22 protein-coding genes are annotated in these 22898 nt (G+C 69.2%); 5 read left to right on the plus strand and 17 right to left on the minus strand.

Annotated features, from left to right (window positions below; translation table 11 throughout):
* Positions 1 to 19: 19 nt before the first annotated feature.
* From DL519_RS14245 to DL519_RS14310, 14 genes are all read right to left on the minus strand, one after another.
* Positions 20 to 670 (minus strand): response regulator transcription factor, encoded by a 651-nt coding sequence (locus tag DL519_RS14245; RefSeq protein WP_190815396.1) that lies wholly within the window; start codon positions 668 to 670, stop codon positions 20 to 22.
* Positions 671 to 687: 17 nt separating this feature from the next.
* Positions 688 to 1266, minus strand: coding sequence for a sensor histidine kinase (locus DL519_RS14250; protein WP_190815398.1), 579 nt, complete (start codon positions 1264 to 1266; stop codon positions 688 to 690).
* Positions 1267 to 1552: 286 nt separating this feature from the next.
* On the minus strand, positions 1553 to 2650 hold the full coding sequence (locus DL519_RS14255) for a glycosyltransferase (RefSeq protein WP_223838963.1): 1098 nt from the start codon (positions 2648 to 2650) through the stop codon (positions 1553 to 1555).
* Positions 2651 to 2676: 26 nt separating this feature from the next.
* Positions 2677 to 3405 carry a response regulator transcription factor gene (locus DL519_RS14260; RefSeq protein WP_223838965.1) on the minus strand — a complete coding sequence of 243 codons (729 nt, stop codon included), beginning with the start codon at positions 3403 to 3405 and terminating at the stop codon, positions 2677 to 2679.
* A 173-nt stretch (positions 3406 to 3578) separates the two neighbouring features.
* On the minus strand, positions 3579 to 4934 hold the full coding sequence (locus DL519_RS14265; RefSeq protein WP_190815402.1) for a glycosyltransferase family 2 protein: 1356 nt from the start codon (positions 4932 to 4934) through the stop codon (positions 3579 to 3581).
* Positions 4935 to 4968: 34 nt separating this feature from the next.
* Positions 4969 to 6177, minus strand: a complete 1209-nt coding sequence (locus DL519_RS14270; RefSeq protein WP_190815404.1) for a glycosyl hydrolase family 18 protein — start codon at positions 6175 to 6177, stop codon at positions 4969 to 4971.
* 15 nt (positions 6178 to 6192) lie between these two features.
* A complete protein-coding gene (locus DL519_RS14275; RefSeq protein ID WP_190815407.1) occupies positions 6193 to 7167 on the minus strand; it encodes an NAD-dependent epimerase/dehydratase family protein in 975 nt (324 codons plus the stop codon).
* Entirely contained in the window at positions 7167 to 8279 is a 1113-nt protein-coding gene (locus DL519_RS14280) for a glycosyltransferase (RefSeq protein WP_190815409.1), read from the minus strand. The genes DL519_RS14275 and DL519_RS14280 overlap by 1 nt, the downstream gene beginning before the upstream one ends.
* Before the next feature lie 25 nt (positions 8280 to 8304).
* Positions 8305 to 9639: a sugar transferase gene (locus DL519_RS14285; RefSeq protein WP_223838967.1), complete on the minus strand. Its 1335-nt coding sequence runs from the start codon at positions 9637 to 9639 to the stop codon at positions 8305 to 8307.
* Positions 9636 to 10859 (minus strand): NAD(P)-binding domain-containing protein, encoded by a 1224-nt coding sequence (locus DL519_RS14290; RefSeq protein WP_190815411.1) that lies wholly within the window; start codon positions 10857 to 10859, stop codon positions 9636 to 9638. Before DL519_RS14290 ends, DL519_RS14285 begins: the two co-directional genes overlap by 4 nt.
* The gene (locus DL519_RS14295) at positions 10856 to 12178 is read right to left on the minus strand and encodes a carboxylate--amine ligase (protein WP_190815413.1); all 1323 of its coding nucleotides are present in this window, start codon (positions 12176 to 12178) and stop codon (positions 10856 to 10858) included. The genes DL519_RS14290 and DL519_RS14295 overlap by 4 nt, the downstream gene beginning before the upstream one ends.
* 13 nt (positions 12179 to 12191) lie before the next feature.
* On the minus strand, positions 12192 to 13538 hold the full coding sequence (locus tag DL519_RS14300; RefSeq protein ID WP_190815414.1) for a nucleotide sugar dehydrogenase: 1347 nt from the start codon (positions 13536 to 13538) through the stop codon (positions 12192 to 12194).
* Between the two features lie 217 nt (positions 13539 to 13755).
* On the minus strand, positions 13756 to 14496 hold the full coding sequence (locus DL519_RS14305) for a polysaccharide deacetylase family protein (protein WP_190815416.1): 741 nt from the start codon (positions 14494 to 14496) through the stop codon (positions 13756 to 13758).
* A gap of 269 nt (positions 14497 to 14765) precedes the next feature.
* Positions 14766 to 16490, minus strand: coding sequence for an amidohydrolase (locus tag DL519_RS14310; RefSeq protein WP_190815418.1), 1725 nt, complete (start codon positions 16488 to 16490; stop codon positions 14766 to 14768).
* A gap of 108 nt (positions 16491 to 16598) precedes the next feature.
* Here DL519_RS14310 and DL519_RS14315 point away from each other — a divergent pair, with 108 nt between their 5' ends.
* Positions 16599 to 17072 carry an LLM class flavin-dependent oxidoreductase gene (locus DL519_RS14315; RefSeq protein ID WP_190815420.1) on the plus strand — a complete coding sequence of 158 codons (474 nt, stop codon included), beginning with the start codon at positions 16599 to 16601 and terminating at the stop codon, positions 17070 to 17072.
* 177 nt (positions 17073 to 17249) lie between these two features.
* On the opposite strand, the gene DL519_RS14320 is transcribed toward DL519_RS14315, so the two are convergent.
* Complete coding sequence (locus DL519_RS14320; RefSeq protein WP_190815422.1) at positions 17250 to 18458, minus strand: cytochrome P450; 1209 nt, start codon at positions 18456 to 18458, stop codon at positions 17250 to 17252.
* Between the two features lie 190 nt (positions 18459 to 18648).
* A complete protein-coding gene (locus DL519_RS14325; RefSeq protein WP_190815424.1) occupies positions 18649 to 18858 on the minus strand; it encodes a hypothetical protein in 210 nt (69 codons plus the stop codon).
* Positions 18859 to 19100: 242 nt separating this feature from the next.
* Between DL519_RS14325 and DL519_RS14330 the strand changes: the two genes are divergently transcribed.
* The 4 genes from DL519_RS14330 (at position 19101) to DL519_RS14345 (ending at position 21810) form a co-directional block, all read left to right on the plus strand.
* The gene (locus tag DL519_RS14330; RefSeq protein ID WP_190815425.1) at positions 19101 to 19955 is read left to right on the plus strand and encodes a helix-turn-helix domain-containing protein; all 855 of its coding nucleotides are present in this window, start codon (positions 19101 to 19103) and stop codon (positions 19953 to 19955) included.
* Between the two features lie 17 nt (positions 19956 to 19972).
* A complete protein-coding gene (locus tag DL519_RS14335; protein ID WP_190815427.1) occupies positions 19973 to 20101 on the plus strand; it encodes a DUF397 domain-containing protein in 129 nt (42 codons plus the stop codon).
* A gap of 93 nt (positions 20102 to 20194) precedes the next feature.
* Positions 20195 to 21484: a transposase gene (locus DL519_RS14340; RefSeq protein WP_223838969.1), complete on the plus strand. Its 1290-nt coding sequence runs from the start codon at positions 20195 to 20197 to the stop codon at positions 21482 to 21484.
* Positions 21481 to 21810 carry a DUF397 domain-containing protein gene (locus DL519_RS14345; RefSeq protein ID WP_223838971.1) on the plus strand — a complete coding sequence of 110 codons (330 nt, stop codon included), beginning with the start codon at positions 21481 to 21483 and terminating at the stop codon, positions 21808 to 21810. Before DL519_RS14340 ends, DL519_RS14345 begins: the two co-directional genes overlap by 4 nt.
* A gap of 101 nt (positions 21811 to 21911) precedes the next feature.
* Here the strand turns inward: DL519_RS14345 and DL519_RS14350 are convergent, their stop codons facing one another.
* Positions 21912 to 22814: an endo alpha-1,4 polygalactosaminidase gene (locus tag DL519_RS14350; RefSeq protein WP_223838973.1), complete on the minus strand. Its 903-nt coding sequence runs from the start codon at positions 22812 to 22814 to the stop codon at positions 21912 to 21914.
* Between the last annotated feature and the right edge of the window lie 84 nt (positions 22815 to 22898).

Raw genomic sequence — 22898 nt, forward strand, 5'->3', positions numbered from 1 at the left:
ACTCACGGACCCCCAGTCATCAACCCGCGACGAGCATCCGCTCGTCGTCGAGCAAGCCGTGGCGCATCGCGAACGACGCCGCCTCCAGCCTGGAGTGCACCCCGAGCTTGGTCAGCACCGACTGCACGTGCGTTCGCACCGTCGTCGGCGCCACACCCAGTTGCTTGGCCATCGCCGTCGTGTGCGCGCCGTCGACGAGCAGCCGCAGGCATTGCCTTTCCCGCGCGGTCAGATGCGACGCCAGCCGCAGGGCGTCCGTGGTGCCGGCGAGCCGGGGCGTCGGCGCGGCGGCCAGCTCGACCACGGCCTCGCCGTCCATGACCCCGCGGATCGCCCCGGCCAGCACCGACAGCCCGCACATCTTGTTCACGTACCCCGCCGCCCCCTTGGCCAGCGCATCGCGCATGCCCCGGACGTCACCGTCGGCGGTGAGCACCAGGAGCCTCGTTCTCCCGCCTGCGTTGAGGATCTCGCCGATCGCGTCCAGCCCGTCGCCGTCGCCGAAGTAGCGGTCCAGCAGGCAGACGTCGGGCTGGTGTTCACGGACCGCCTCGACGACGCCTGGCACGTCGTGGGCGGTTCCCACGACGTCGCAACCGTGCCGCGGCAGCGTCGCGACCAGCGCATCGACGAAGATCACGTGATCGTCGCCGAGTACCAGATCGACCATGTTCTCGTTCCCCCCGCTCAGGCCGCGCAGCCGGACGGGAACACCAGCACGGCACACGTGCCCCGGCATGGCTCCGAGTCGATCTGCAGGTCGGCCCCGCAGCGCTGCGCCAGCGCCAGCACGATGCCCAAACCGAGCGATGACGCGCCCTGCGGTCCGTCGCCGAAACCCGGCCCGTCGTCGGTGATCTCGATGCGCACCTCGCCGAGCTCGCCGCGGCGAACCGCCACCGCGACCCGGCCGCCGCGCCCGGCGGCGCGCACCGCGTTGTCCAGCAGGTTCGACACCATCCGCCACAGCAGCGTCTGGTCGGTGCGCATCCAGACGTCCTCGCCGGCGTGCAGCGAGATCTCGGCCTTCCCGGACAACGATTTCACCGCGACGAGCTGGGTCAGCAGTTCGCGCGGCGCGAAGAGCTCCTCGCTTGGCTGCCCGGCCCGCAGGGCCACCAGCTCAAGCAGCCGGTCCAGCTCCAGTTCCATCAGTTGCAGCCGGTGCGCCGCATCGCCGGGCAGCGCCGGGTCGCCGCGCAATCCGTCCGCAAGATAGGACAGCGTCGCAAGACCGTGCCCGAGATCGTGCAGCAGGCTGTGCAACTCCGCGCCACCTCGCGAACCTGGACCCCGCGTCCGCTGATGTCCAGGCGCCCTCGCCGAATCGGTAATCATGTGCACCGCGACTCCTCTCCCCCAAATGGCAGTCTGTGCTACCCGGCAAATCGGATGCAGCGGTCGCGGCGTTGCACCTGCTACCCGAAGGGGACCTCGACTACTCCACGTGCAGCAGGCGTCCGCACGACAGGCGCGGGGAAGTACTGTTCTCGCGGTAGCCCCGCTACCGTCGGTCACTGACGGGCTGCGCAGGATGTTCCGAAACCCGTTTTCACGAACGGGTTCCGTACGCCCCGACGAGTGCGTCGGCGAGCGTCGCGATCCGGTAGCGGTCGTCCAACCGGGTGCGGGCCGTCGCGGCGAGCCGGTCGGCTACGTCGGGCGAGTCCAGCAGGTGCGCCACCGCCGCGGCCAGCAGTTCGGGGCGCCGGGGCGGCACCAGCAGCCCGGTCTCACCGGGAGCAACCACATCGCTGACCGCGTTGACGGTGGTGGCCACCACCGGCACGCCGCACACCATCGCCTCGACGACCACCAGCGGCAGGCCCTCGTACCGGCTGGGCAGCGCGAACACGTCGAATGCGGGCAGCAGTTCCGCGACGTCGTCGCGCTCGCCCGCCAGTACGACGCGAGCCCCGCTCGCGGCTATCTGCGCGCGCATCCGCTCGGTCAGCTCTCCGCCGCCGATCCACACCCCGACCACGCCGGGTCGGTCCAGCAGGCGCAGCGCGGTGACGAAGTCCTCCGGCGACTTCTGGAAGGTCAGCCGCCCCACCGCACCGACCACGACGTCCGTCGGTGCCAGCCCGAGCTCCTGCCGGGCGCGCTGCCTGGTCCGCTCGGTGCGCATCGGCACCTCGTGCTCGACGGCCACGCCGATGGTGCGGATGCGATCCGGGGCGATCAGCCCGCGCCGCAGCGCCTCGACCGCCACTCCGGTGCCCACGCACAGGGCGAGGTCGGTGATCCGCCCGAGGCCGCGTTCGATCTCGACGTAGCCGCGGCGCCGCAACCCGCTCTGGAACTGGTGGAACGGGAACCCGTGGTAGGTGTGCACGATCCGGTCGGCGCCGGCCCGGCGCGCCGCGATCCGGCCAACCGCACCGGCCTTCGAGCAGTGGGTGTGCACGACGTCGAAGCGGCGCCGTTTCAGCAACGCCGTCAGGCGGTGCAGGGCGAGCAGGTCGTGGCCCGGCGAGATGGGCGCGCGCAGCGCGGGCTCCACGATCACCTCCAGCCCGGCGGCCTCGGCGTCGGCCAGCAGCCGGCCGGACCCCGTGATCACCGCGACCCGGTGCGTGGCCGGATCCAGCGCCTTGGCCCCGCGCAGGGCCATCACCCCGGCGCCGCCTTCCAGTCGCGTGATCACCGTGGCCACCCGCAACGGGTCCGCGCTCACCGCTCGGTGGTCCCGTCCACTTCGCCGTCCACGCGCAGTCCGGCGGCGCAGGCGACGCTGACCGCCTCCAGCTGGCTGTGCACCCGGAGCTTGGCCAGGATGCTGCGGGTGTGGGTGCGGACGGTCTCGGTGGAGATCATCAGTTCCTCGGCGATCTGCGCACCCCTCTTGCCGGCGACCATGCCGGCGAGCACGTCCCGCTCGCGGTCGCTGAGCACGTCCAGCGGCCCGTTGCGCTGCCCAGCTCGCACGGCGTCCTCGCGCAGTCCGCGCAGCACGGCGCCGAGCAGTTCCGGCGGGTACCAGCTGTGCCCGCGGGGCACCCCGCGCAGCACCTCGGTGAGACCCTCGACGCCGCGTTCCTTCGGCACCCAGGCCGCCGCACCGGCCCGTGCGGCGTCGACGGCCTGCCGGGCATCGCGGCTCCCGGTCAGCACCACGATTCCCGCGGCGGGTCGGGCTTCCTGCAAGCGCCGCACCATGCGCCCGGCACCGACCGGTTCCACGTCGACCGTGATCACGTCCGGTCGGGACTGCCGCACCACGTCGGGCAGTCGCGGGTCGCTGGTCTGGCAGTGCCCCACGACCCACAGGTCAGGCACCTCTGCAAGCCGGGCGCTGAGAGCCTCGGCCAGCATGAGGTGGTCGTCCACCATGAGCAGCCGCACCACATCCACAGCCCCAGCGTGACGCCACCGGGCCGACGAGACCTCCCCCAGCTGCACGAGAACACCCTCCCGCGTGAAGCGCACCTTTGCCCCGTCCGTGTCTGCCTCCGCGGAGTTCCGCAATTTCCAATTGAAATCGAAGCTTCGATTTCAATGGAAATTGCGACACCACTTGCTCCGGGAGGTCTTGAGATGAGGCGTTGAGGAACTCCTTGGATGCCCTCCACCCTTCACTTGGTCGGGGTCGTGCGCGGGGTGACGGGCGCGTCGATGGTGTGGCGGCCGGGGCTGCGCCACCGTCCAGAGGACCTCGACAGCCACGCCGCCGGTATCGCATACAGCGCGATACCCGCGTCCAGCACTCTTAGCGCCAGGAAGAAGCATGCGAACAGCAGGAACCTCGGCTGCCGATGCAACACCGCGACTATGCACGTCAGCACCAGATCCGGGACCACCACACCGAAGAACAGCGTCGGCAGCGTCGCGAAACCGGCGACGAAGTCGTGCACCTCGTCCACGACCGGCACCGCGAGCAGCCCGTCGAACAGCAGGGGCACGATCAGCGCCAGCGCCACGAAGGGCAACAGCACCAGCATGAAGCTGCTGGCCAACATCTCCAACAGCAACAACGCAAGCATCAGGCTGAACAGGTTGGCCCGCGGCGGGTGCAGCCGGACCGTCTGCCACAGGCCGAGCGACCAGCGCTTGCACTGCTTCACGTAGTCCTTGAAGTTGCCCGGGTCCTGGGTGGCCGCCACCGCCGACGGCGTGAAACCGACCTTCCCCAGCCGTTTCTGGTACACCTCGAAGGTCATGTTGAAGTCCTCGATGACCAGCCCCGGTGGGTTGACCTCGATGCGCGGCAGCACCTCGGCGCGGTACATGCTGGCGAAGCCGGGCACGATGTGGGTGGCGTTGACCCGCCGCCAGGTCTGGCCGAACTTCATCAGGTACTGGGTCATGGTGTAGATCCGCTGCCGGTGGAAGGCCACCAGCCTGCCGATCGGCCCGAGCGCGCGGTCCCGCCACGACGTCCTGACGCAGCCCGCCACCGCGACGACCGCGGGATCGTCGAACAGCGGCAGCGCCGCCCGGAAGTAGCCGGGCTCGACGTGCGTGTCGGCGTCCAGCAGCATCACAACCTCGAAGCGATCGACCAGCCCGAACCGGCGGATCGCCTCCTGCAGCGCGCCGGCCTTGCCGACGTTGCGCGCCGTGCTGATCACGTGCACCCCGCATCCTTCCGCAAGTTCCACCGTGCGGTCGGTCGAGCCGTCGGAGACCACGTGCACGTTCTCCGGCGGCACTAGGGCGGTGATCGCCTGGATGCTGTCGACGATGACGCGTTCCTCGTTGTGGGCCGGCATCAGCACCGCCACGTCCTCGACGCCCACCCGCGTCGGCGGGTCATGGCTGTGCTGCCGGTCCCGGCCGACCACGACGCGCTGGCCGGACACCGACGTCGCGCCCCGTTGCTGCCACCAGCGCCGGGTCGAGGAGTCGAGCAGGCGCATCAGCCCGATCAAGCCCCACAGCGTGAAGTTGGTGCCGAACACCGCGATGGCCAGCACCCACCAAGGAATCATCCCACTCTCCAAAGTAGACGAATCGCGGACGGTGTCATTGCGCGCCGTCGAGCGGCAGGCTCTGCCGCAGCTCCCGCCACGTTTCGGTGTCCTCGTAGCCGAACATCCACAGGTAGACGCCGCGGATGCCGGAGCCGCGCGCCGCCTCGAACTTCGCCTTGGAGCTCGCGGCGTTCTCGAACCACACCTCGTGCTCCCGCCCCTGCTCGTCGGTGTAACGGAACCACGGTGACTGCGTCAGCCCGTCGTAGTTGACCTTCGCCCGGTGCTCGGTGGACAGCCGGAACGCCTGCAGCCAGGTCACAGCGGTGCCGTTGCCGTCCACCCAGTCGTAGCCGTACAGCGGCACGCCGAGCACGATTCGCTCCGGCGGGATCTGAGTCTTGGCGTAGTTCAGCGTCTCCCGGACCCAGGTGATCGGCGCGACCGGGCCGGGCGGCGAGGTGCCCCAGTGGTAGTCGTATCCCATCAGCCGGACCTCGTCGGCCGCCCTGCCGATCGCGGCGTAGTCCTGCGCCACGTTGCGCTCGTCGTATCCGGCGTCAGTGGCCTTCGCGAAGACCGCCACCGCCAGCGTCTTCCCCTCATCATCCAGGGCCTTGCCCAGTTCGGTGATGAAGTCGGTGAAGACCTGCCGGTCGCCGGCGCGCAGGTTCTCGTAGTCGATGTCGATGCCCGAGTAGTCCTCGCGCTTGACGAGCTCGACGATCTCGTCGATGTGGGCGCGCCGCTTCGCCGGGTCGTGCAGCATCTTGGCGACCGGTTCGTAGGCCCATTTGCCGTCGGTGATGTTCGCCAGCGACGGCACGATCGGGATGCCCGCCGCGCGCAGCTGCCCGATCTGCCTGCCGACCTCGGCGGTCTGCTCCGGAGGGTACTGGTTGGCCAGCCGGCCGTCCTGGCTCAGCCCGTAGATCCAGGGCGAAACCTCGTTGACCGCCTGCCGGTTCTGGGTCACCATCGACGTGCCGTTGTTGAGGTTCCAGAACGGTAGCGATGCGACGGCCAGCGAGCCGGGCTGCGGTGGTCCTCCGCCGCGCGGCATCAGCGTCATCACGACGAGCACCACCGCCACCGCGATCAGCGCCAGGAACCAGATCGACCCGCCCAGCCGGCTGAAGGCCCGGACCCGGTCAGCGGGTGTGTCCGATGTGGATGGTTGGGATCCGCGGGGCTCTCGCGCGCTCGCCGCGGGCCGGGCCCATTCCATGAGCCGGCGCATCGTATCGGTCTTCTGCCGCATGTCGCCCTCCGCACCTCAAGCCGTCACGGGCTGCCCGGCTCGCACCTGCTCGTCGATCACATCGCGGACGATGTCGTCGAGCGTGCGCTCCGGCCGGAAGTCGATCAGCTCGCCCGCGCGGGAGCAGTCCGGGACGCGACGTTGCAGGTCCTCGTACCCCGGCCCGTACGCCTCCTCGTAGGGGACCTGGATGGTGCCGCTGGACGAGTCGGTCATCGCGATGATCCGGGCGGCGAGATCCTCGATGGACACCTGCTCGGTGTTGCCGAGGTTGACCGCCATGCCCTGCGCCCGGTCCAGCAGCGCCAGCCGCACCAGCGCAGGAACCACGTCGGCGACGTGGCAGAAGCAGCGGATCTGCTTGCCGGTGCCGAAGATCGTCACCGGCCGGCCCTGCAGAGCCTGCGCAACCAGCCGCGGGATGACCATGCCGTACCGGCCGCTCTGCCGCGGACCGACGGTGTTGAACAACCGCACGATGACCGCCCTGAGCCCGAGCTCCCGCACGTAGTTGTGGGTGATGCTCTCGTCGATGGCCTTGGCCTCGGAGTAGGTCCAGCGCGATTTCAGCGGCGAGCCGATGATCCGGTCGTCGCCCTCGGAAAGCCCGACCTTGTCGTTCTTGCCGTAGATCTCGCTGGTGGAGGCGACCAGCACCCGCGCGTCGTGCCGCAGGGCGGCGTCCAGCACGTTCTCGGTGCCGTGGATGTTGGTCAGCAGCCCATGCAGGGTGCGTTCCTGGATGACGAACGCGCCGACGGCGGCGGCCAGGTGGAACACCACGTCCGCGTCGGCCATCACCTCGTCGACCAGGGACGCGTCCAGGATGCTGCCCTGCACCATCCGCAGGTTCGGGTCGCCGACCGGGAGGTTCTCGACACGCCCGGTGCTCAGGTCGTCGAGCCCGACCACCTGGTGGCCGTCCGCGAGCAGCCGCTCGACCAGGTGGGATCCGATGAAACCGGCTGCGCCGGTGACCATTGCGCGCATCACGACCTCCCCACCGGTACGGCGCCGCCGCGCCGCTGCCACAGCCGCGCATACAGGTCGTCGAGGCGGTCGGTGACCGCCTCGATGCCGTAGGCCTGGCGGATCGCGGGCTCGTCGGCGCGCGGCCGGGCGGCCAGGATCTCGGAGGCGATCTCCGCGCGCATCCGCTCCGCGTTGCCGGGCACCTGACGGGCTCGGTCGGTCTCGATGCCGATCAGCGCCGGGCAGGTGGTGTAGAGCACCGGGATGCCGTTGGCCATCGCCTCCAGCACGGACAGGCCGAAGGTCTCCTGCTCGGAGGAGGCGATGAACAGGTCCAGCGCGGACAGCATCGCGGCGACGTCGTGCCGCTGCCCGGCGAAGATCACGTGCTCGGCGACGCCGTGCTCGCGGGCCAGTGCCTCCAGCCGCGCCCGGTCCGGCCCGTCGCCGACGATCAGCAGCTTGGTCTCCTGGCCCAGCATCGGGGCCATCGAGTCGATCACCAGGTTGAAGCGCTTGTTCGGGTCCAGGCGACCGAGCACGCCGACCACGTAGGCTTCGTCGCTGATACCGTGCTCGCGGCGCACCCGGGCGCGCGCGGCCCCGTCGAACTCGACCCGGTCGAAGTCGACGCCGTTGGGGATGACGGTGATCTTGCGCGCGGGCATGCCCCAGTTACGCAACCGCTCCGCGACGGTTTCGGACACCGCGATGGTGGCGTCCGAGCACAGGTCGGTGCCCAGGTACAGCGCCCGGACCCCGAAGGTCATGCGGCGGCGCTCCAGGTGGGTCTCGCCGATGGAGTGCTCGGTGGAAACCACCACCTTGGTGCCGGCCAGCCGGGCGGCGAGCCGCCCGTACACGCACGCCCGGTACAGGTGGGTGTGCACCACGTCGTAGCGGCCTTCGCGGATCACGTCGCGCAGCCGCAGCACGGCGCCGACCTGGGTGTTGCGGGTCATGCCGAGGTCGCGCACCCGCACCCCGTCGCCGATGATCATCCGGGCCACGTCACCTGGGTTGTACAGCGAAACCACGTCGGCGTCGTGCTTGGTGTGCTGCAGGATCGACCGCAGCTGCAGCTCGGCACCGCCGACACCAAGCCCGGTGATCACGTGCAATACCTTCATTGCTTCCCCCATTTGGTCTTCCGAGTCATTTCTCGCAGCGGCGCGGGCGTTGGCGTCGGGTTCCGGCCGCCCGCAGGACGATCGCGGCCGTGCGCGCCACGATCACGACGTCCCACCACGGCGACCAGTACTCGATGTACTGGTTGTCGAACCGCGCCCGGTCCGGGATGGACGTGTCGCCGTGCAGGCCCTGCACCTGCGCCCAGCCGGTCATCCCGCCGCGCATCCGGTGCCGGTCGGCGTATCGCGGGATCTCCCGCCCGAACCGCACCGCGTAGTACGGCCGCTCCGGGCGGGGCCCCACCAGCGACATGTCGCCGCGCAGCACGTTGACCAGCTGCGGCAGCTCGTCGAGGTGCGTGCCGCGCAGCCAGCGTCCGAGCGCGGTGCACTGGTCGGCGGTCACCGACCAGTGCTCCCCCAGATCGCCGTTGACGGTGCGGAGCTTGACGACCTCGCTGGTCCGCCCGGTCCGCGTCACGCGCAGCTGGCGGAAGAACGTCCTGCCGCCACCGCTGACCGCGACCAGCGCGGCCAGTGCCAGCAGCAGCGGTCCCGACACGAACAACATCAGTCCACTGAGGACTACATCGGAGGCGCGCTTGACCAGCGCACCCGCCCGGCTGTGGCCGAAGCGGCGCAGCGGGATCAGCGGCACGCCCCAGATCTCGTCCATGCTGGCGCGCGGCAGCGCCATGCCCAGCTCGTGCAGCCGGGGCACGACGCAGACATCCGCCGGCAGCGGGCGGCAAGCGCGGATCAGGGTGACCAGGTACGAGTCGTCTGCGCACACGATCACCCGCGTGATGCGCTGCGTGGCGAGGATTTCCGCCAGCCCGCTCGGCTGGGCGAGCAACCGGGGCCGCAGCCCGAACTCGGGATGCTCGGCCGCCAGCTCGGCGATTTCCCCGGCCGGCGCGTGGGATCCGACGATCAGCGTCGGCTCGTTCAGCAGCCCGCGCCGATAGCCGCCGCGCAGCACCGAGTACAAGCCACCGCGAGCCACGAGCAGGCCGGCCAACCCCGAAGCGCCCATCAGGAGCAGCGCATCGCCGGAGTGCCACGGCAGCAGCACCACCAGCGGTGCACCGGCCGCGACCGCGAGCTGCGGCAGCTGGTCCGACACCCGCAGGCAGATCCGCAGCCGGTGCTGGCCCTGCGCGGCCAGCACCACCAGCGCCGCCAGCGCGAACCCCGCACCAAGCAGCCAGTGCACGCCGACCACCGGGATCAGCACCACCAGCACCGCGATGTCGACCGCTGGCAGCACCCAGCCCCCGACCTGCCGCGGCACCCGCAGCCCGTGGCCGCTCGCGGCAAGCGGCCACGGCTGCGCCACGGCGGGATCGGTCACGCTCATCCGGCACCCCCGACGACCACCGGCCGCGCCGTGGTCGCGTCGATCCGGGCGGTCATCATCCGAACCGCGTAGTCGGCGCCGTAGACGAACCGCATGACCGGCCCGTGGCTCGGCGCCACCAGCGGCCCGGCGAAGTACAGGCCCGGCACCGACGACTCGAAGTCCTTGCCGACGCTCGGCGTTCCGTCGATCGTGCGGATGGCCGACCGCAGCGCGGCCGACAGCATCGGCAGCCGGGTGATCTCCGGCGGGTAGCCGGTGGCGCAGATGACGTGGTCCGCGGTGAACGCGCGGACCTCGCCTCCGACGCGCACCCCGAGCCGCACCTGGTCGCCGGTGGCCTTGGCCCAGTCCAGCCGGTGCCCGACGTGCACCGGGAAGCGGCCCTCGACCCGCTCGCGCAGCCACCAGCCCCCGGCCGGCCCGAGCGCGGTGCGCGCCCGGTAGATCCTGGTTGCCCTGGGCAGGTGCCGGAACACCTTCGGGTGCTCGGAGTAGAACCAGGTGGACAGCCCCGAACCGAGCCCGGCCTCCGGCTCGCGCATCCGGCTCCACAGCTGACGATCCGGTAGCAGCGGCTTCCCGTTCCACGCGATGCCCGGCGCGCGCGCCACCAGCCGCGCGTTGGCGCCGTTCTCGTGCAGCAGCGCCGCAGTCTCCAGCGCGGACTGCCCGGCGCCCACGACGATCACGTCCTGACCGTCGAAGGAGCTCAGGTCGTCGTGCACCGAGCTGTGCGTGCAGAGTTCGGCGGGCAGCTCGGAGAACACCCCCGGGATCCGCGCGAAATACTCGACGCCGACCGCGACCACCACCTGGCTCGCCTCGACGCGCTCCCCGCTGCTCAACGTCAGCTCGAACCGGCCTGGCCGCTGCTCGATGTCGGCGACCAGCTCCTCCTCCACGTCCAGGCCGCGGCCCTGCTGGAACCACTCGCCGTAGTCGACGAAGTTCTCCAGCGACACCGGCACGCCGTAGTCCGCGTAGCGGCGCCCGGTCTCCAGGCAGAAGTTGCGCAGCGTGTGCGTGCCATCCGGGTCGGACAGGTTCGAGGCGAAGCCCTGCGACTTCAGGTACATGCCGCGCGGCATGTGGGCGCGCCACAGGTTCATCGGCAACCCGAACTGCCGATAGGACAGGCCGGCCCGGCGCAGGTGCGCGGCCAGCGACAGGCCGTATGGCCCGGCACCAACGATGGCAACGTCAACGAGATCGCTCATCTGCACTCCTCGAACGGCCGCTTGCGGCGGCGTCTGGTCGGCTTCCCCAGGGCGTGGTTGCGCCCCGGGACGTACTGGGGCTCGGCAAGCTCCGGATGGCGGGTGCGGCGGTACAACGGCCACGGCCGGGCAACCGCGCGGCAGACCATCCAGAGGCACATCAGGACGAACGGCAGCAGGTCGTCGCGGGCGAACCAGGCGGTCTCGTGCACGCCGCGCATCGACGACGCCCAGGACCGCAACCCCAATTCGCCGCGCCGCAAGTACCCCAGCGCCGCGATCGGGTCGTAGTTCTCCACCAGGAACCGCCTGCCGACCGGCTGCCGACCCTCCGGGACCTCCTGCCCCGTAAGGTCCAGGTAGGACGCGAGCGCGACGTCCACGCCCGCGTCGTCGCGGAACAACCGGAACTGGGCGCCCAGCCGCGGGTTGAAGTCCAGCAGCTTGTAGCGCCGGTCGCGGGCGTCCCACCGGAAATCGAGGTCCACGATGCCGCTGAACGCCAACTGCTCCAGCAGCTTCGCGGATTCCTTCAGCAGAGCCTCGTTCTCCACGCAGCGCCCGAGACTGGTCAGCCCCGCGTGCGCGGGATAGGAGCGCTCCTTGACGCCGGTGAAGGCCGGGCGACACACCGACGCGGCGTCGCAGTAGCCGTGGAAGAACCAGTCGTCGCCCGGCCCGCCCGGGATGAACTCCTGCAGCATCAGGCCGCCGACGGCGGCGTCCCCGCAGCGGCCGTAGAGCTCGGCCAGCTCCTCCTCATCGCCGACGATCGTGGTGCTGCGCACCTCGCCCGGCGTCCCGAGCCACGGCGCGGAGAGCTTCGCCACCAGCGGATACCCCACCTCGGCCGCGAATTCCAACGCCTCGTCCCACGCGCCGACCAGCGTCGCCTCCGCGCAAGGTACATCCAGTTGGCGGCACAGCTGGAACATCGAGTACTTCCCGGCCAACTGGCGCGGGAGATCGCGGGCCGGCTGGGCGAACCGGAAGAACGGCCGCAGCGGATCACCGTGCTCGGCCAGGAAGATCGCGGCCGCGTCGTCGGTGGGGATCAGCACCGACGGCCGGCCGATCCGATCGGCCAGCTCCGCGAGCCCGTCGCGGATCCGGTCGGTCTCCGCCGGATCCGGGCTCCACAGCCAACGCCCGCGCAGGTAGCGGGAATGCGCTGCCGGGGCCAGGGAATCCTCCTGCACGGCGTACACCGGCACCCCGGCCCGGCCGAGGCTGCGGATCACCCCGAGCCCGCCGTGGTGCATGACGTTCGGATCGAGTTTGAACACCACCGCGGGCGTGGACGTGTCGAACGGGAGCATCGTCGCCACCCCGTCACAGCACGCGCCGGTGCGGCACGGCGTCGAACTGGTAAGTCGCGTCGAGCACCCGCGGGCAGTTTCGCGCCCAGCCGTAGTCGACGCCGGGGTGCAGGGTGTGCAGCACGGTGACGTCCCAGTCCCGGCCGCGCGGCGCCGGCTCGCTGACCATCCGGGCGCCGTCGGCCAGGGTGATCTCCGACAGCAGCGGGTCGAAGTAGTGCACGTCGATCCCGATCCGGCGCAGCCCGGCGAGGATCGGCAGCGCCGGGGACTCGCGGAGGTCCCGCACACCCGCCTTGTAGCTGACCCCGGCGACCACCACCCGGGCCCCGGAGTGGTCGATGCCCGCGTCGGCGAGCATCTCCACCACCCGCTGCACCACCTGGCCTGGCCGCTGGTCGATCGAGCGCATCGCCTGCTCGATGAGCGGCGCCGAGACGCCCTCCCGCCGCAGCTGCCACAGCAGGTAGTACGGGTCGCACGGGATGCAGTGCCCACCAACGCCGGGCCCCGGGAAGCTACCCAGGAACCCGTACGGCTTGGTCCCGGCCGCGATGGTCACCTCGATCGGGTCCAGGCCGAGCGCCGAGCACGCGTCGGCCATCTCGTTGGCCAGCGCCAGGTTCACCGCGCGGAAGATGTTCTCGTAGAGCTTGGTGAGCTCGGCGGCCTCCGGCGAGCTCACCAGGTACACCGAATCGGTCATCCGCGACACGACCTCGGCGGCCCGGTCGGCGCACCGCGGCGTGACGCCTCCGACGACGCGCGGGGTCTCCCGTTGCACGTGGTCGAAGTTGCCGGGGTCGATGCGCTCCGGGCTGAACGCGACGTGCACGTCGGTGCCCACCCGCATGCCCCGCTGCTCCAGCGGCTCGACCAGCAGCTGCCGGGTGGTGCCCGCGAACGTCGTCGAGGTCAGGATGATCGTCTGACCTCGGCGGGCGAACGAGACCACGGTCTCGCAGGCCGCCCGCAAGGCGGTCAGGTCCGGCTGGTGCGCGGTGTCGACCGGCGTCGGCACGCACACGATCACCGCGTCCGCGCCGGCGAGCACCGACGGATCGCAGGACAGCTGCAGGTCGCCCGCGGCCAGTGCAGCAGTCAACGCGCGCCGCTCCAGCTCGGGCATGTCCACCTCGCCGGCCTTGATGGCCTGCAAGCGGTCCTCGCTGATGTCGAAGCCGATGACCCGAGCCGTCGGCGACTGCAGCGCGCACGCGGTGGGCAATCCCACGTAGCCCAACCCGACGACGACCACCGATTCGGTGCATTCGGGCAGCCTCGGCTCGAACGCGATCAGCCGGTCCGCCAACAGGCGTTCCCGGCCGTTGACCGCCAACGCAAGCGGATGTTCAGTCACGGTTCCTCCCCCAGTTCGCCGTGCTCAAAGCACTCTCGCACCTTGTTACCGACCGGTTCTCCCACAGCGGGGGGAGCTCGATTACCGAATCCTGACGAGGCCCGCGGATCAGTCCTGCCCGGCGGCGCGGAGGCACGACGATTTCGCGCGAAATCGGCGGTACCCGCGACTGGGCGGGGGCGATTTCGCGCGAAATCGGCGGTTCTCGCGCGAGCCTCTAGCGCTTGATCTTCAGCTCGTGGCGCAGTCGCTTGGCCAGCAGTCGCAGCGAGCCGTCCCGGTCCCCCACATAGGTGCGCGGGAGGGCGTGCCGGCTGGACAGCGGCGAACGCCAGATCGCGCAGGCGTAGTCGTACCCGGCCGCCTCGACCGTGTTCATCACCCGCAGGTCGACATCGCCGTATGGGTAGCAGAATCCGCTGACGTCCTGGCCGGTGAGTTCGCCCAGCAGCTCCCGGCTCTCGGCCACCTCCACGATCAGCTCGCCATCGTCCAGTTCGGACATCCGCTGGTGCCGCATCCCGTGCGAGCCGACCTCCATCCCCGCGTCGGCGACCTCGCGGATCTCCTCGGAGGTCAACAACCGCTTGCGCGGGCCGTCGGCGTCCCAGGCGTTGTGCCCGCCGGGCCGCCCGGCGATCACGAAGACGGTCGCGGTGAAACCGTGCTTCAACAGCGCTGGCTGTACATTGTGGACGAAATCCGTGTAGCCGTCGTCGAAGGTCAACCCGACCAAACCATGTCCGCCCCCGGTCCGGCGCGCCCACATCAGCTCGCGCATCGAGACCCCGCGCAGCCCGTTGCGGCGCAACCAGCGCAGCTGGCGGTCGAAGCGCTGCGGGTCGACGGTCACCAGGTACGGATCGCGGGCATAGGTGGCCACCGAGTGGTACATCAACACGTACGGGAACGGACGTTCGGTACCGGTCCGGACCCAATTGCTAACGGTCTGCGTCATGACGTGGCCGCTTTCCTCGGCAGCAGGTGCCGCAAAACGCTAGGCGCACGGCGGCGCACCTGGATCCGGCCACTGCGGTAAGCCCACTACCGCATCAGCAGGATTGTCACCAGGAGGGAGCACAATTTCGTGAGAAATTGACGTTCACCCGGGTGACGGTAAATTTCTCGCGAAATCGCACCCCACCTGGGAAAACGGGCCGAGGAGGACACGGAACGTGACGCTCGGCGTCACTCCGGGGCGGCGCGATTTCTCGCGAAATTGGCAGATCAGAGCGCTCCGTACTCGCCGACGCGGCGGCCGCCCACCCAGGTCTGCAGGGTCGTGGTCTGCCAGCGGGCCCGGCCGGGCGGCGGGTCCAGCGGGTCCTGGTCGAGGATGACGAAGTCCGCCCACTTGCCCGGCTCCAGACCGCCGAGCACCCGTTCCTGGTGCGCGGCGAACGCGGCATCAAGGGTGAACGAGCGCAACGCCTCCTCCGGGTTCATCGACTGCTCCGGGTGCCACCCGCCGACGGGCTGACCGTCGCGGTCGGTGCGGGTGACCGCGGCGTGCAGACCGTCAAAGGGATTTTCCGAGGACACCGGGAAATCCGAGCCGGAGGCGATGGTGATGCCCTGGTCGAGCATGGTCCGCCACGCGTAGGCACCCGCGATGCGGCGGTGTCCGACGCGCTTCTCGGCCATGTTCATGTCGTCGGTGGCGTGCACCGGCTGCATCGAGGCGATGATGCCGCGCGCCCGAAGTCGCGGAATGTCTTCCACCGCAAGGACTTGCGCGTGCTCGATGCGGTGCCGCATGCCGCCGCCGACTTCGGCCATGGCCGCTTCGTAGGCGTCGAGCACCATTCGGTTCCCAGCGTCGCCGATGGCGTGCGTGGCGACCTGGAAGCCGTCCCGCATCACCTGCGTAACGCGGTTCTTCAGCTCCGCGGCGTCCAGCTGCGGCAGCCCGGAGTTGCCCGGATCGTCGTCGTAGGGCTGGAGCATGGCGGCGCCGTGGCTGCCAAGCGCGCCGTCGATGTAGAGCTTGACGGTGCGGACGCGCAGCATGTCGTTGGCGACGGAGTCGGTGCGCGCCTTCGCGCCGAGCTCGTGGAAGGCGTCGTAGGTCAGGAACGAGTTGGTGCGGATGGTCAGCTCGCCGGAGTTCGCGAGCTGGTGCAGCACCGCGAGTTCGGCCGCGCTGGTGCCTGCATCGCTGACCGAGGTGAGCCCGACCTCGTTGAGCTTGCGCTGCGCGGCGAGGAAGTTCTGCTTGATGTCCTCGACCGTCGGCTTCGGCAGGTGCTGTTGGACGAGGTCCTGCGCCGCATCGACGAATGCCCCGGTCGGCGCGCCGTCGGCCCCGCGCACGATCTCGCCGCCGGGCGGGGTCTGGGTGTCGCGGGTGACGCCGACCTGCCGCAACGCGGCCGAGTTCGCCACCCCGGCGTGCCCGTCGACCCGGATCAGCCACACCGGCTGGTCGGGCACCACTGCGTCCAGGTCCGCCGCCGACGGCAGCCGGCCGAGTCCCCAGATCACGTCGTTCCAGCCGCGCCCGAGGATCCACTGCCGTTCCGGGTGCTGCGCGGCGAAGGTCTTGAGCGCCTGCATCGCCTCTTGCAGGGACTTCGTCCGGGCGAGGTTGAGCTGCGAGACATTGGCACCGAGCTGCCCGAAGTGCCCGTGCGCGTCGTGCAGGCCGGGGATCAGCACGCGACCGCGCCCGTCGATGCGCTCCGCTCCACCGGAGCTACCCACGTCGAGCCCCCCGACTCGGCCGTCCGCCTCGATCAGCAGGCTGCCGAACGCGCGCGGCCCGTCCGCGGTCAGCGTGAAGCCCCGCACGTTGTCGATCAGCTTCCGCCCGCCCGGCGCCCCCGCGCCGGTGTCACCGCTCGCGCAACCAGCTGAGACCGCCGCTCCGGCGGCGGCCAGCCCGACCAGCTTCAGGAACTGCGCGCGGGAGATCCGGAGTTGCGGGGAAGGCCGACAGCACTCCTGACACATCGCCGAACCTCCGTTGGTCGCGCACGGTTGATCACCTTTAAATCGAACGTAATTCGACGTCCTTGAGCAGTCAATGAACCGTTGGAGGGGCGCTGCCCACCGATCCTTGTGCTCAGTCTCCGACGCATCCGGGTCCAGACCGAGGTCGGTATCAGCGGCCGCGAGGACGACCACGCCACCGCCGGCACGGACATCAGGCGCCGCGGCCGGATCCTCGACGCCCAGATGGGGGTCATGCACCGGCTCTGGGCGGGCGAGGCCCACAGCGACGAGGCTGGCCCGATCGGCCCGGCGGTCCGGCCGGGGGTGCTGTTCGGCGGCTTCGTCCCGGCTGCGATCGACAGGGTCGGCCGCTGGGGCGACGGTTTCCTGGCGGCCGGCCCGCTGGAACACATGGAAACGACCTTCGGCCTCGCCGAGAAGTCCTGGCAGACCCACGAGCGCCCGGGCAAGCCCCGCTTCGTCGGTCAGCTCAACGCGGCCATCGGACCGGACTCCGTGGCCGACGAAGCCCAGACGGAAATGACGGAGTACTACGGCAATCCGAACTTCGCGAACGCCATGGTGACCCCGGCGAGCTGAACGCCCAACTCCGGCGACTCGAAGACCTCGGCGCCGACGAGGCGATCCTCTACTGCTGGTGCCCCGACCCGGACCAGGTCGACCGCTTCGCCGACACCACATCGTGACGCCGAGGGGTCGTGAGCGGCGAAGCCGGTAAGAACCGGCATTGCCACTCACGACCCCGTCGGACCCGGATCACCAGGCGACGGGCAGGGACTCGGGGCCGCGGTTGATCGTTCCGCGACGCCAGCGCATCTCCTCGGGGCGGCACGCCAAGCGCAGTTGCGGGAAGTGCCGCAGCAGGCCGGAGATCATGACCTGGGCTTCCATCCTGGCGAGCGCGGCTCCGGCGCAGAAGTGGGTGCCGTACCCGAAAGCGATGTGCGGGTTGTCGCCGCGTTCGACGTCCAAGCTGTGCGGGTCGGCGAAGATCTCTGGATCGCGGTTAGCCGCGAGGTAGGAGACGTACACGGCCTCGCCCTCGGCGATGGTGACATCGCCGAGGCGGATGTCCTCCGTGGCGATGCGCGGGAGGCCGACACCGTTCCGGTGCGGCACGAACCGGAAAAGCTCCTCGACCGCCTGCTGCACCGAGCCATCGAGGAGCAGCGCCTGCTGCTCGGGGTGGCTGAGCAACGCGTAGATCATGTTGGAGCTGTTGTTGCGGACCGCGTCCATGCCGTTGAGCTGCAAAATGACGGCAAGGGAGATCAGCTCGGGTTGGCTGAGCTCGCCTGCCGCCCGCGCCGCGACCAGGCCGCTGAACACGTCATCGCCCGGCTTCCTCCGGAGGCGTTCGGCCAGATCGGTGAAGTACTGGCGGAGCTCGGCCTTGACAGCGTCCGCTTCGGCGCGGGAATGGTTGCTGGACAACAAGGTCTGCCGCCAGGAATGCATCTGCGGCCAGTCCAGGCGGGGCACGCCCATGAGCTCGCTGATGACCTGCGTGGACAGTGGTCCGGTGAAAGAGCCGACGAGGTCCGCGGGTGGGCCTTGCGCGGCCACGCACTGGAGCAGTTCGTCGGCGATCCGCTCCGCTCGCGGCCGGATCGCTTCCACCCGGCGCGGGGTGAAGCTCTGCGAGAGCAGCCGCCGCAGGCGGGTGTGATCGGGTGGATCGGTGCGTCCGATACCGCCGGGGAGCCCGACGACGTGCGGAGTCATGCTGGTGACGGGCCGATCGACGGTGGCGGCGCGGCTGAACCCGGGATGCGAGGCGACGGCCCTGACGTCTTCGTGCCGGGTGACCAGCCAAGCGTCGCCCTCGCCGAAGCGGAGCCGGATCCGAGCGACCGGCTCCTCGGCGAGGAGCCTGGTGAGGAACGGATCGAAGGCGAGCCCGTCGAGGTCGTCGACGGGCCACAAGTGCGCGACACGATCGGAGCCCGGCTGCACACCGCTCATGCGTGGTCTCCTCCACAGGGCAGCCAACACGGCACGAATGACCGCCACACGGTTCCTAACACGACGACCTCAGAGTCACCCCGACCTGCTCCCCACGCCGCCCGAAACCCCCGATCCAGTGCCCCGCACGAGTCATGAGCGGGAATCGTCGCACCAACGACCATTCCCGCCCACGTCCCCGCAACAGCGGTCACTCCCCGGCGTCGCCCTGATTCGCCCGAAGCTCGCGGAGAGCACGTTCCCCTTGTGTTACAAGCCTTTCCAGGCCTGGCTCGGTGAAGACGATGTCCATCCCGTCCATCTGCCCGCCGACGCGGAACTCCACCTCATCGCCGAAGACCGCGTAGTCCATCGAGCAGTCCTCGATCCTGACCCACGCAGCAACCTGAAACCGACCCATGCTCGACCTTCCTTCTCCAACTGCTGCGAAACGAGTTCGAACTGGCGCATTTGAAGCGATGTCGCCAACAGCGCAGTCCCCGCCGCAGATCGCGAAAACTATCGTGAGCGATAATTTTCATCGCAACAACGAGAGGCACTCGATCAGGTACGCCGTTCACACGATCCGCCGAACAGACGCACGGTAGGCTGCGCACGGCGTATCGGCTGATCAACGGCAACGGATGCCAACGGAGGTGTCGGGTGGCACAGAAAGTCGCGAACGTCCGGCAGCGAAGAGTTGCTCGCACGCTACGCGATTGGCGCAGATCGAAGGGCGCGACGCAGGAAGAAGTAGCCAAACCGCTCCACTGGTCGGTGCCGAAGCTCAGCCGCTTCGAACGCGCCGACACCATCGCGGGCCCCGCCGAGATCATCGCCATCGGCACAGTACTCGGCGTCGAAGAAGCAGAACGCGACGGCTTGGTCCAACTGGCAGTCGCTTCGCTAGAGACCGGCTGGTGGAACACCTACGCACCCGACGCGGTTCGAGGGGAATTCGAGGACTACCTCGAAGTCGAGGAAGTGGCGACGCGCCTGCAAATATTCGAGATCCATCTCGTGCCCGGACTGCTGCAAACCGCCGAGTACTACGAGGCGATCCTCCGAGAAGCAGTCAAGGGCTCGCACGAAGAACTGCTGAACGCACGTCGGCAGCTTCGTCAGGAACGTCAAGCCAGACTGGACGCGGAAAGCCCGCTGGGCTACCACGCGATCGTCCACGAGTCGGCCCTGCGCCTGCCGATCGGCGGCTCCGAGGTCATGCGGAACCAGCTTGAACACCTGCTTGCCCGGAACGAGCTGCCCAACGTGACCCTCCAGCTCCTTCCGATCGACGTGGGCGCCTATCCCGGACTCGGATGCGCTTACCACCTGGTGACTTCCGGACCAGACGACGTCCAGGGCGTGTACCTGGAGAATCTGCACGACGGCCACTACATGGAGGACGACGCAGAGATCCAGGTATATACGCTGGCTTTCGAGCGCCTGGTGGAAAGAGCGCTCAGCCCGGAGTCTTCGGTCCAGCGGGTCATGGAACTCCGGGAGCATTGGAGTTAGAGACAAGGAGTCACGGCATGGCCGCGCCAGATTTCACGAGCGCCCGCTGGCGCAAAAGCACCTACAGCAACGAGGCGAACGCCTGCGTCGAAGTGGCTTCAGCAACCAGCTGGAGAAAGTCCACCCGCTCTCAGCTTGGGTTTTAACCTTTGGGTGTTGTTGTGGCCCCGGTTGATCATGGGAACAGCCCTTGGGTGATCATGCTTCTGACGAAAGAAGAAGATCAACCAAGCGCTGTCGTGATCAGTGTGCAGGATGACCGCCAGGCGGTCGAGTTCGGGGCTGTGACCGGGTTCCGGGATGGGTTTTACCGGTGTCTGTCGGCTCGGGCGGATGCGTTGTTCGTGCTCTGCGATGCGGTGTCCTGCGGTGAGCGGCCGGTGACCTCGTTGGTGGAGTTGTCGCTGTCGCCGGTGTTCCGGCGGGGGCATGGCGCGTTGTACGACGCGTTGGCGGCCGGGGAGATCGACGCCGCCGGGGTACGGGATGTGCTGGTGGATGGGTTGCCTGCCGCGGCGGACGAGGGACCGCTTCTGTTCACCGCTGATGTGACCGTGTGCCCGCGACCGGATGCGGAGTGCTCGGCGGATCGCGGTCACTGTCATACGTCGTGTCGCTGTGACGGTGACCGTAAGACGATCCCTGGCTGGAACTATGCGTGGCTTGCGGGCATCCAGTGGGGTCGTTCGTCGTGGGTGTCGCCGGTGGATGCGGTCCGGATGGATCCCGACGATGATCTCGTGGCGGTGACCGCCGCCCAGATCCGGGAGTTGGCTACTCGTCTGCGCGCCGCCGGGCGCACGGGTGGAGCGGGCCGCCTTCCACCGATGGTGGTGATGGACTCTGGTTATCCGGCTACCGCGATGACCGACGCGGTGTCTGATGTGGACGTGCAACTGCTGATCCGTCTCGACCGTGACGATCGGGTGTTTCACCGCCCACCGCCGCCGCGGGTGCCTGGCAGGACCGGGCGGCCACCGAAATACGGCGCCCGCTTCGAGTGCGCCAGCCCCACCAGTTGGCACACCCCGGACGCCACGCTGACCGTGGACACCGACCGCTACGGACGGGTTGAGGTGCATGCCTGGTCCGGGCTGTCGCCGAAGATCCAAGCCCGCGGCTGGTTCGCCGACCGTAGCGAACTACCCGTGGTCACCGGCACGGTCGTGCACGTCCGCGTGGAACACCTGCCCGACGGACGCGCCCCGCACAAGGACCTGTGGCTGTGGTGGGCCGCCCCCGAGGGCGTCCCACTGGATCTGGACATGCTGTGGCGGGTCTACCTACGGCGGTTCGACATCGAGCATTTCTTCCGTTTTGCCAAGTCGACCTTGGGCTGGACCGCGGCGAAAACCCGCACACCCGCCCAGCAGGACCGGTGGACCTGGCTGACGATCGCCGCCTACACCCCAACTCAGACTCGCCCGCAACCTCACCACGGACCTGCGGCGTCCCTGGGAACGACGCCCCGAGCCAGACCGGCCGTTAAGCCCGCACCGGGTACGCCGCGGGTTTCGCCACATCCATGATCGTCTCGGGACCCCCGCGCGTGTGCCGAAACCCACCCGGCCCGGCCCAGGGCGGCCCCCAGGCTCCCGCTCCGGTCCTGCTCAACGCCATCCCGTCCGCAAAAAAACCGAAAAAACGGACACCCGGCAACCGGCCGGAAAGAAGCAAGCAGGTTAAAACCCAAGCTCAGGGCGAGAACGCTTGCGTAGAGGTCGCTTCGACCCCCGACGTGGCCGGAGTCCGCGACTCCAAGCACCGTGGCCACGGCCCGATCCTCGCGTTCGACCGGGAGTTATGGAACCGCTTCATCGGCAAGCTCAAGTCCGGAAGCTTCGATCGGCCGTAGCGCCAGGTCCAGCTCGGGGCCGTGAGTCTTTTCGGCAGCCACAGCAGCCATAGCAGCCCAAAGACTCACGGGAGCACCTGGTGCTCGGCGACGAGCGGTGGTCAGCACTGGAAGTAGAAGTACCCCTCGTCGCCGATCGCGACGAGCTGCCGATCGCGGATCACCGTAGCCTTCAGTCGATCCGGCCGGGCACACGTCTCCGCTGGTGGTTCCGCAAGAGTGTCCGTGTACTCGATGCCGATGACTCGATCATCGTAAACGGCGGTGTAATCGGCGCATTCGTCGTACTGCAAGCACTCCTCGGCCACGGCGAAATCGAAGCCTGCTTGTTCCTTGGCCCGGCTGCTCAGCTCTGCGGCGTTCTTCTGGCCGATGAGCAGGCCAGCGCCGTGGGCGACTCGTGCGAGTTCTGCCGCGAACGCCAGGTTGTCCTCGGCCGTGAGCGCTCCATCCGAGCGGCTGTAGGAATCCAGGTTGTCGATCTCCACGGCGTCGAACCCCGCCGCCGAACATGACTTGATCGTCCGGTCCTCGATTTCGGTCAGCCGACGCCGCTTGTCCGCCGTCGAGGTGTCGACGATGAGCTCGTCCGGCCATTCCTCGTCGACGACCGGAAGCCCGTCGTCGCCGAACAGGACCATGTCACGGCGATCGCGCAGCCACAGCTCGCGTTCCGCCGGCTGCGTCTGGAACCCGCTCACGTAGCAGATGTTGTAGACACCGGGAGCGGGTTGGACGGTGCTGTCCCGGACCACCACCCCGAAGCCCGCGGGCGGAGGATAAGCACCACCCAACTGGTAGTCGACCGCCGCAGCCGCGGGAAATTCCCGCGCGGCATCGGGATCTGCCACCTCCCGGGCGGTCGCGGGTGCACGCGGCTCTTCGGCTGAGCCCGGAGGGAGCGAGCATCCAGCGATTGCGGTCACCGCCACGGCGACCACCCAGAACGATGAGCGCACCGCCGACTTCATGCCCTCTGCCTCCATCACGATGCTCGCGCGCATCTCCCCGACCTGATTCGGCGATTCGAAGTCAAGACCCGAATGTTCGACCGAGCCTAGGCGGCATTCAGATCGGGTGATGCGCGA

This window comes from Saccharopolyspora pogona (genome assembly GCF_014697215.1).
Taxonomy (GTDB): Bacteria; Actinomycetota; Actinomycetes; order Mycobacteriales; family Pseudonocardiaceae; genus Saccharopolyspora; species Saccharopolyspora hattusasensis.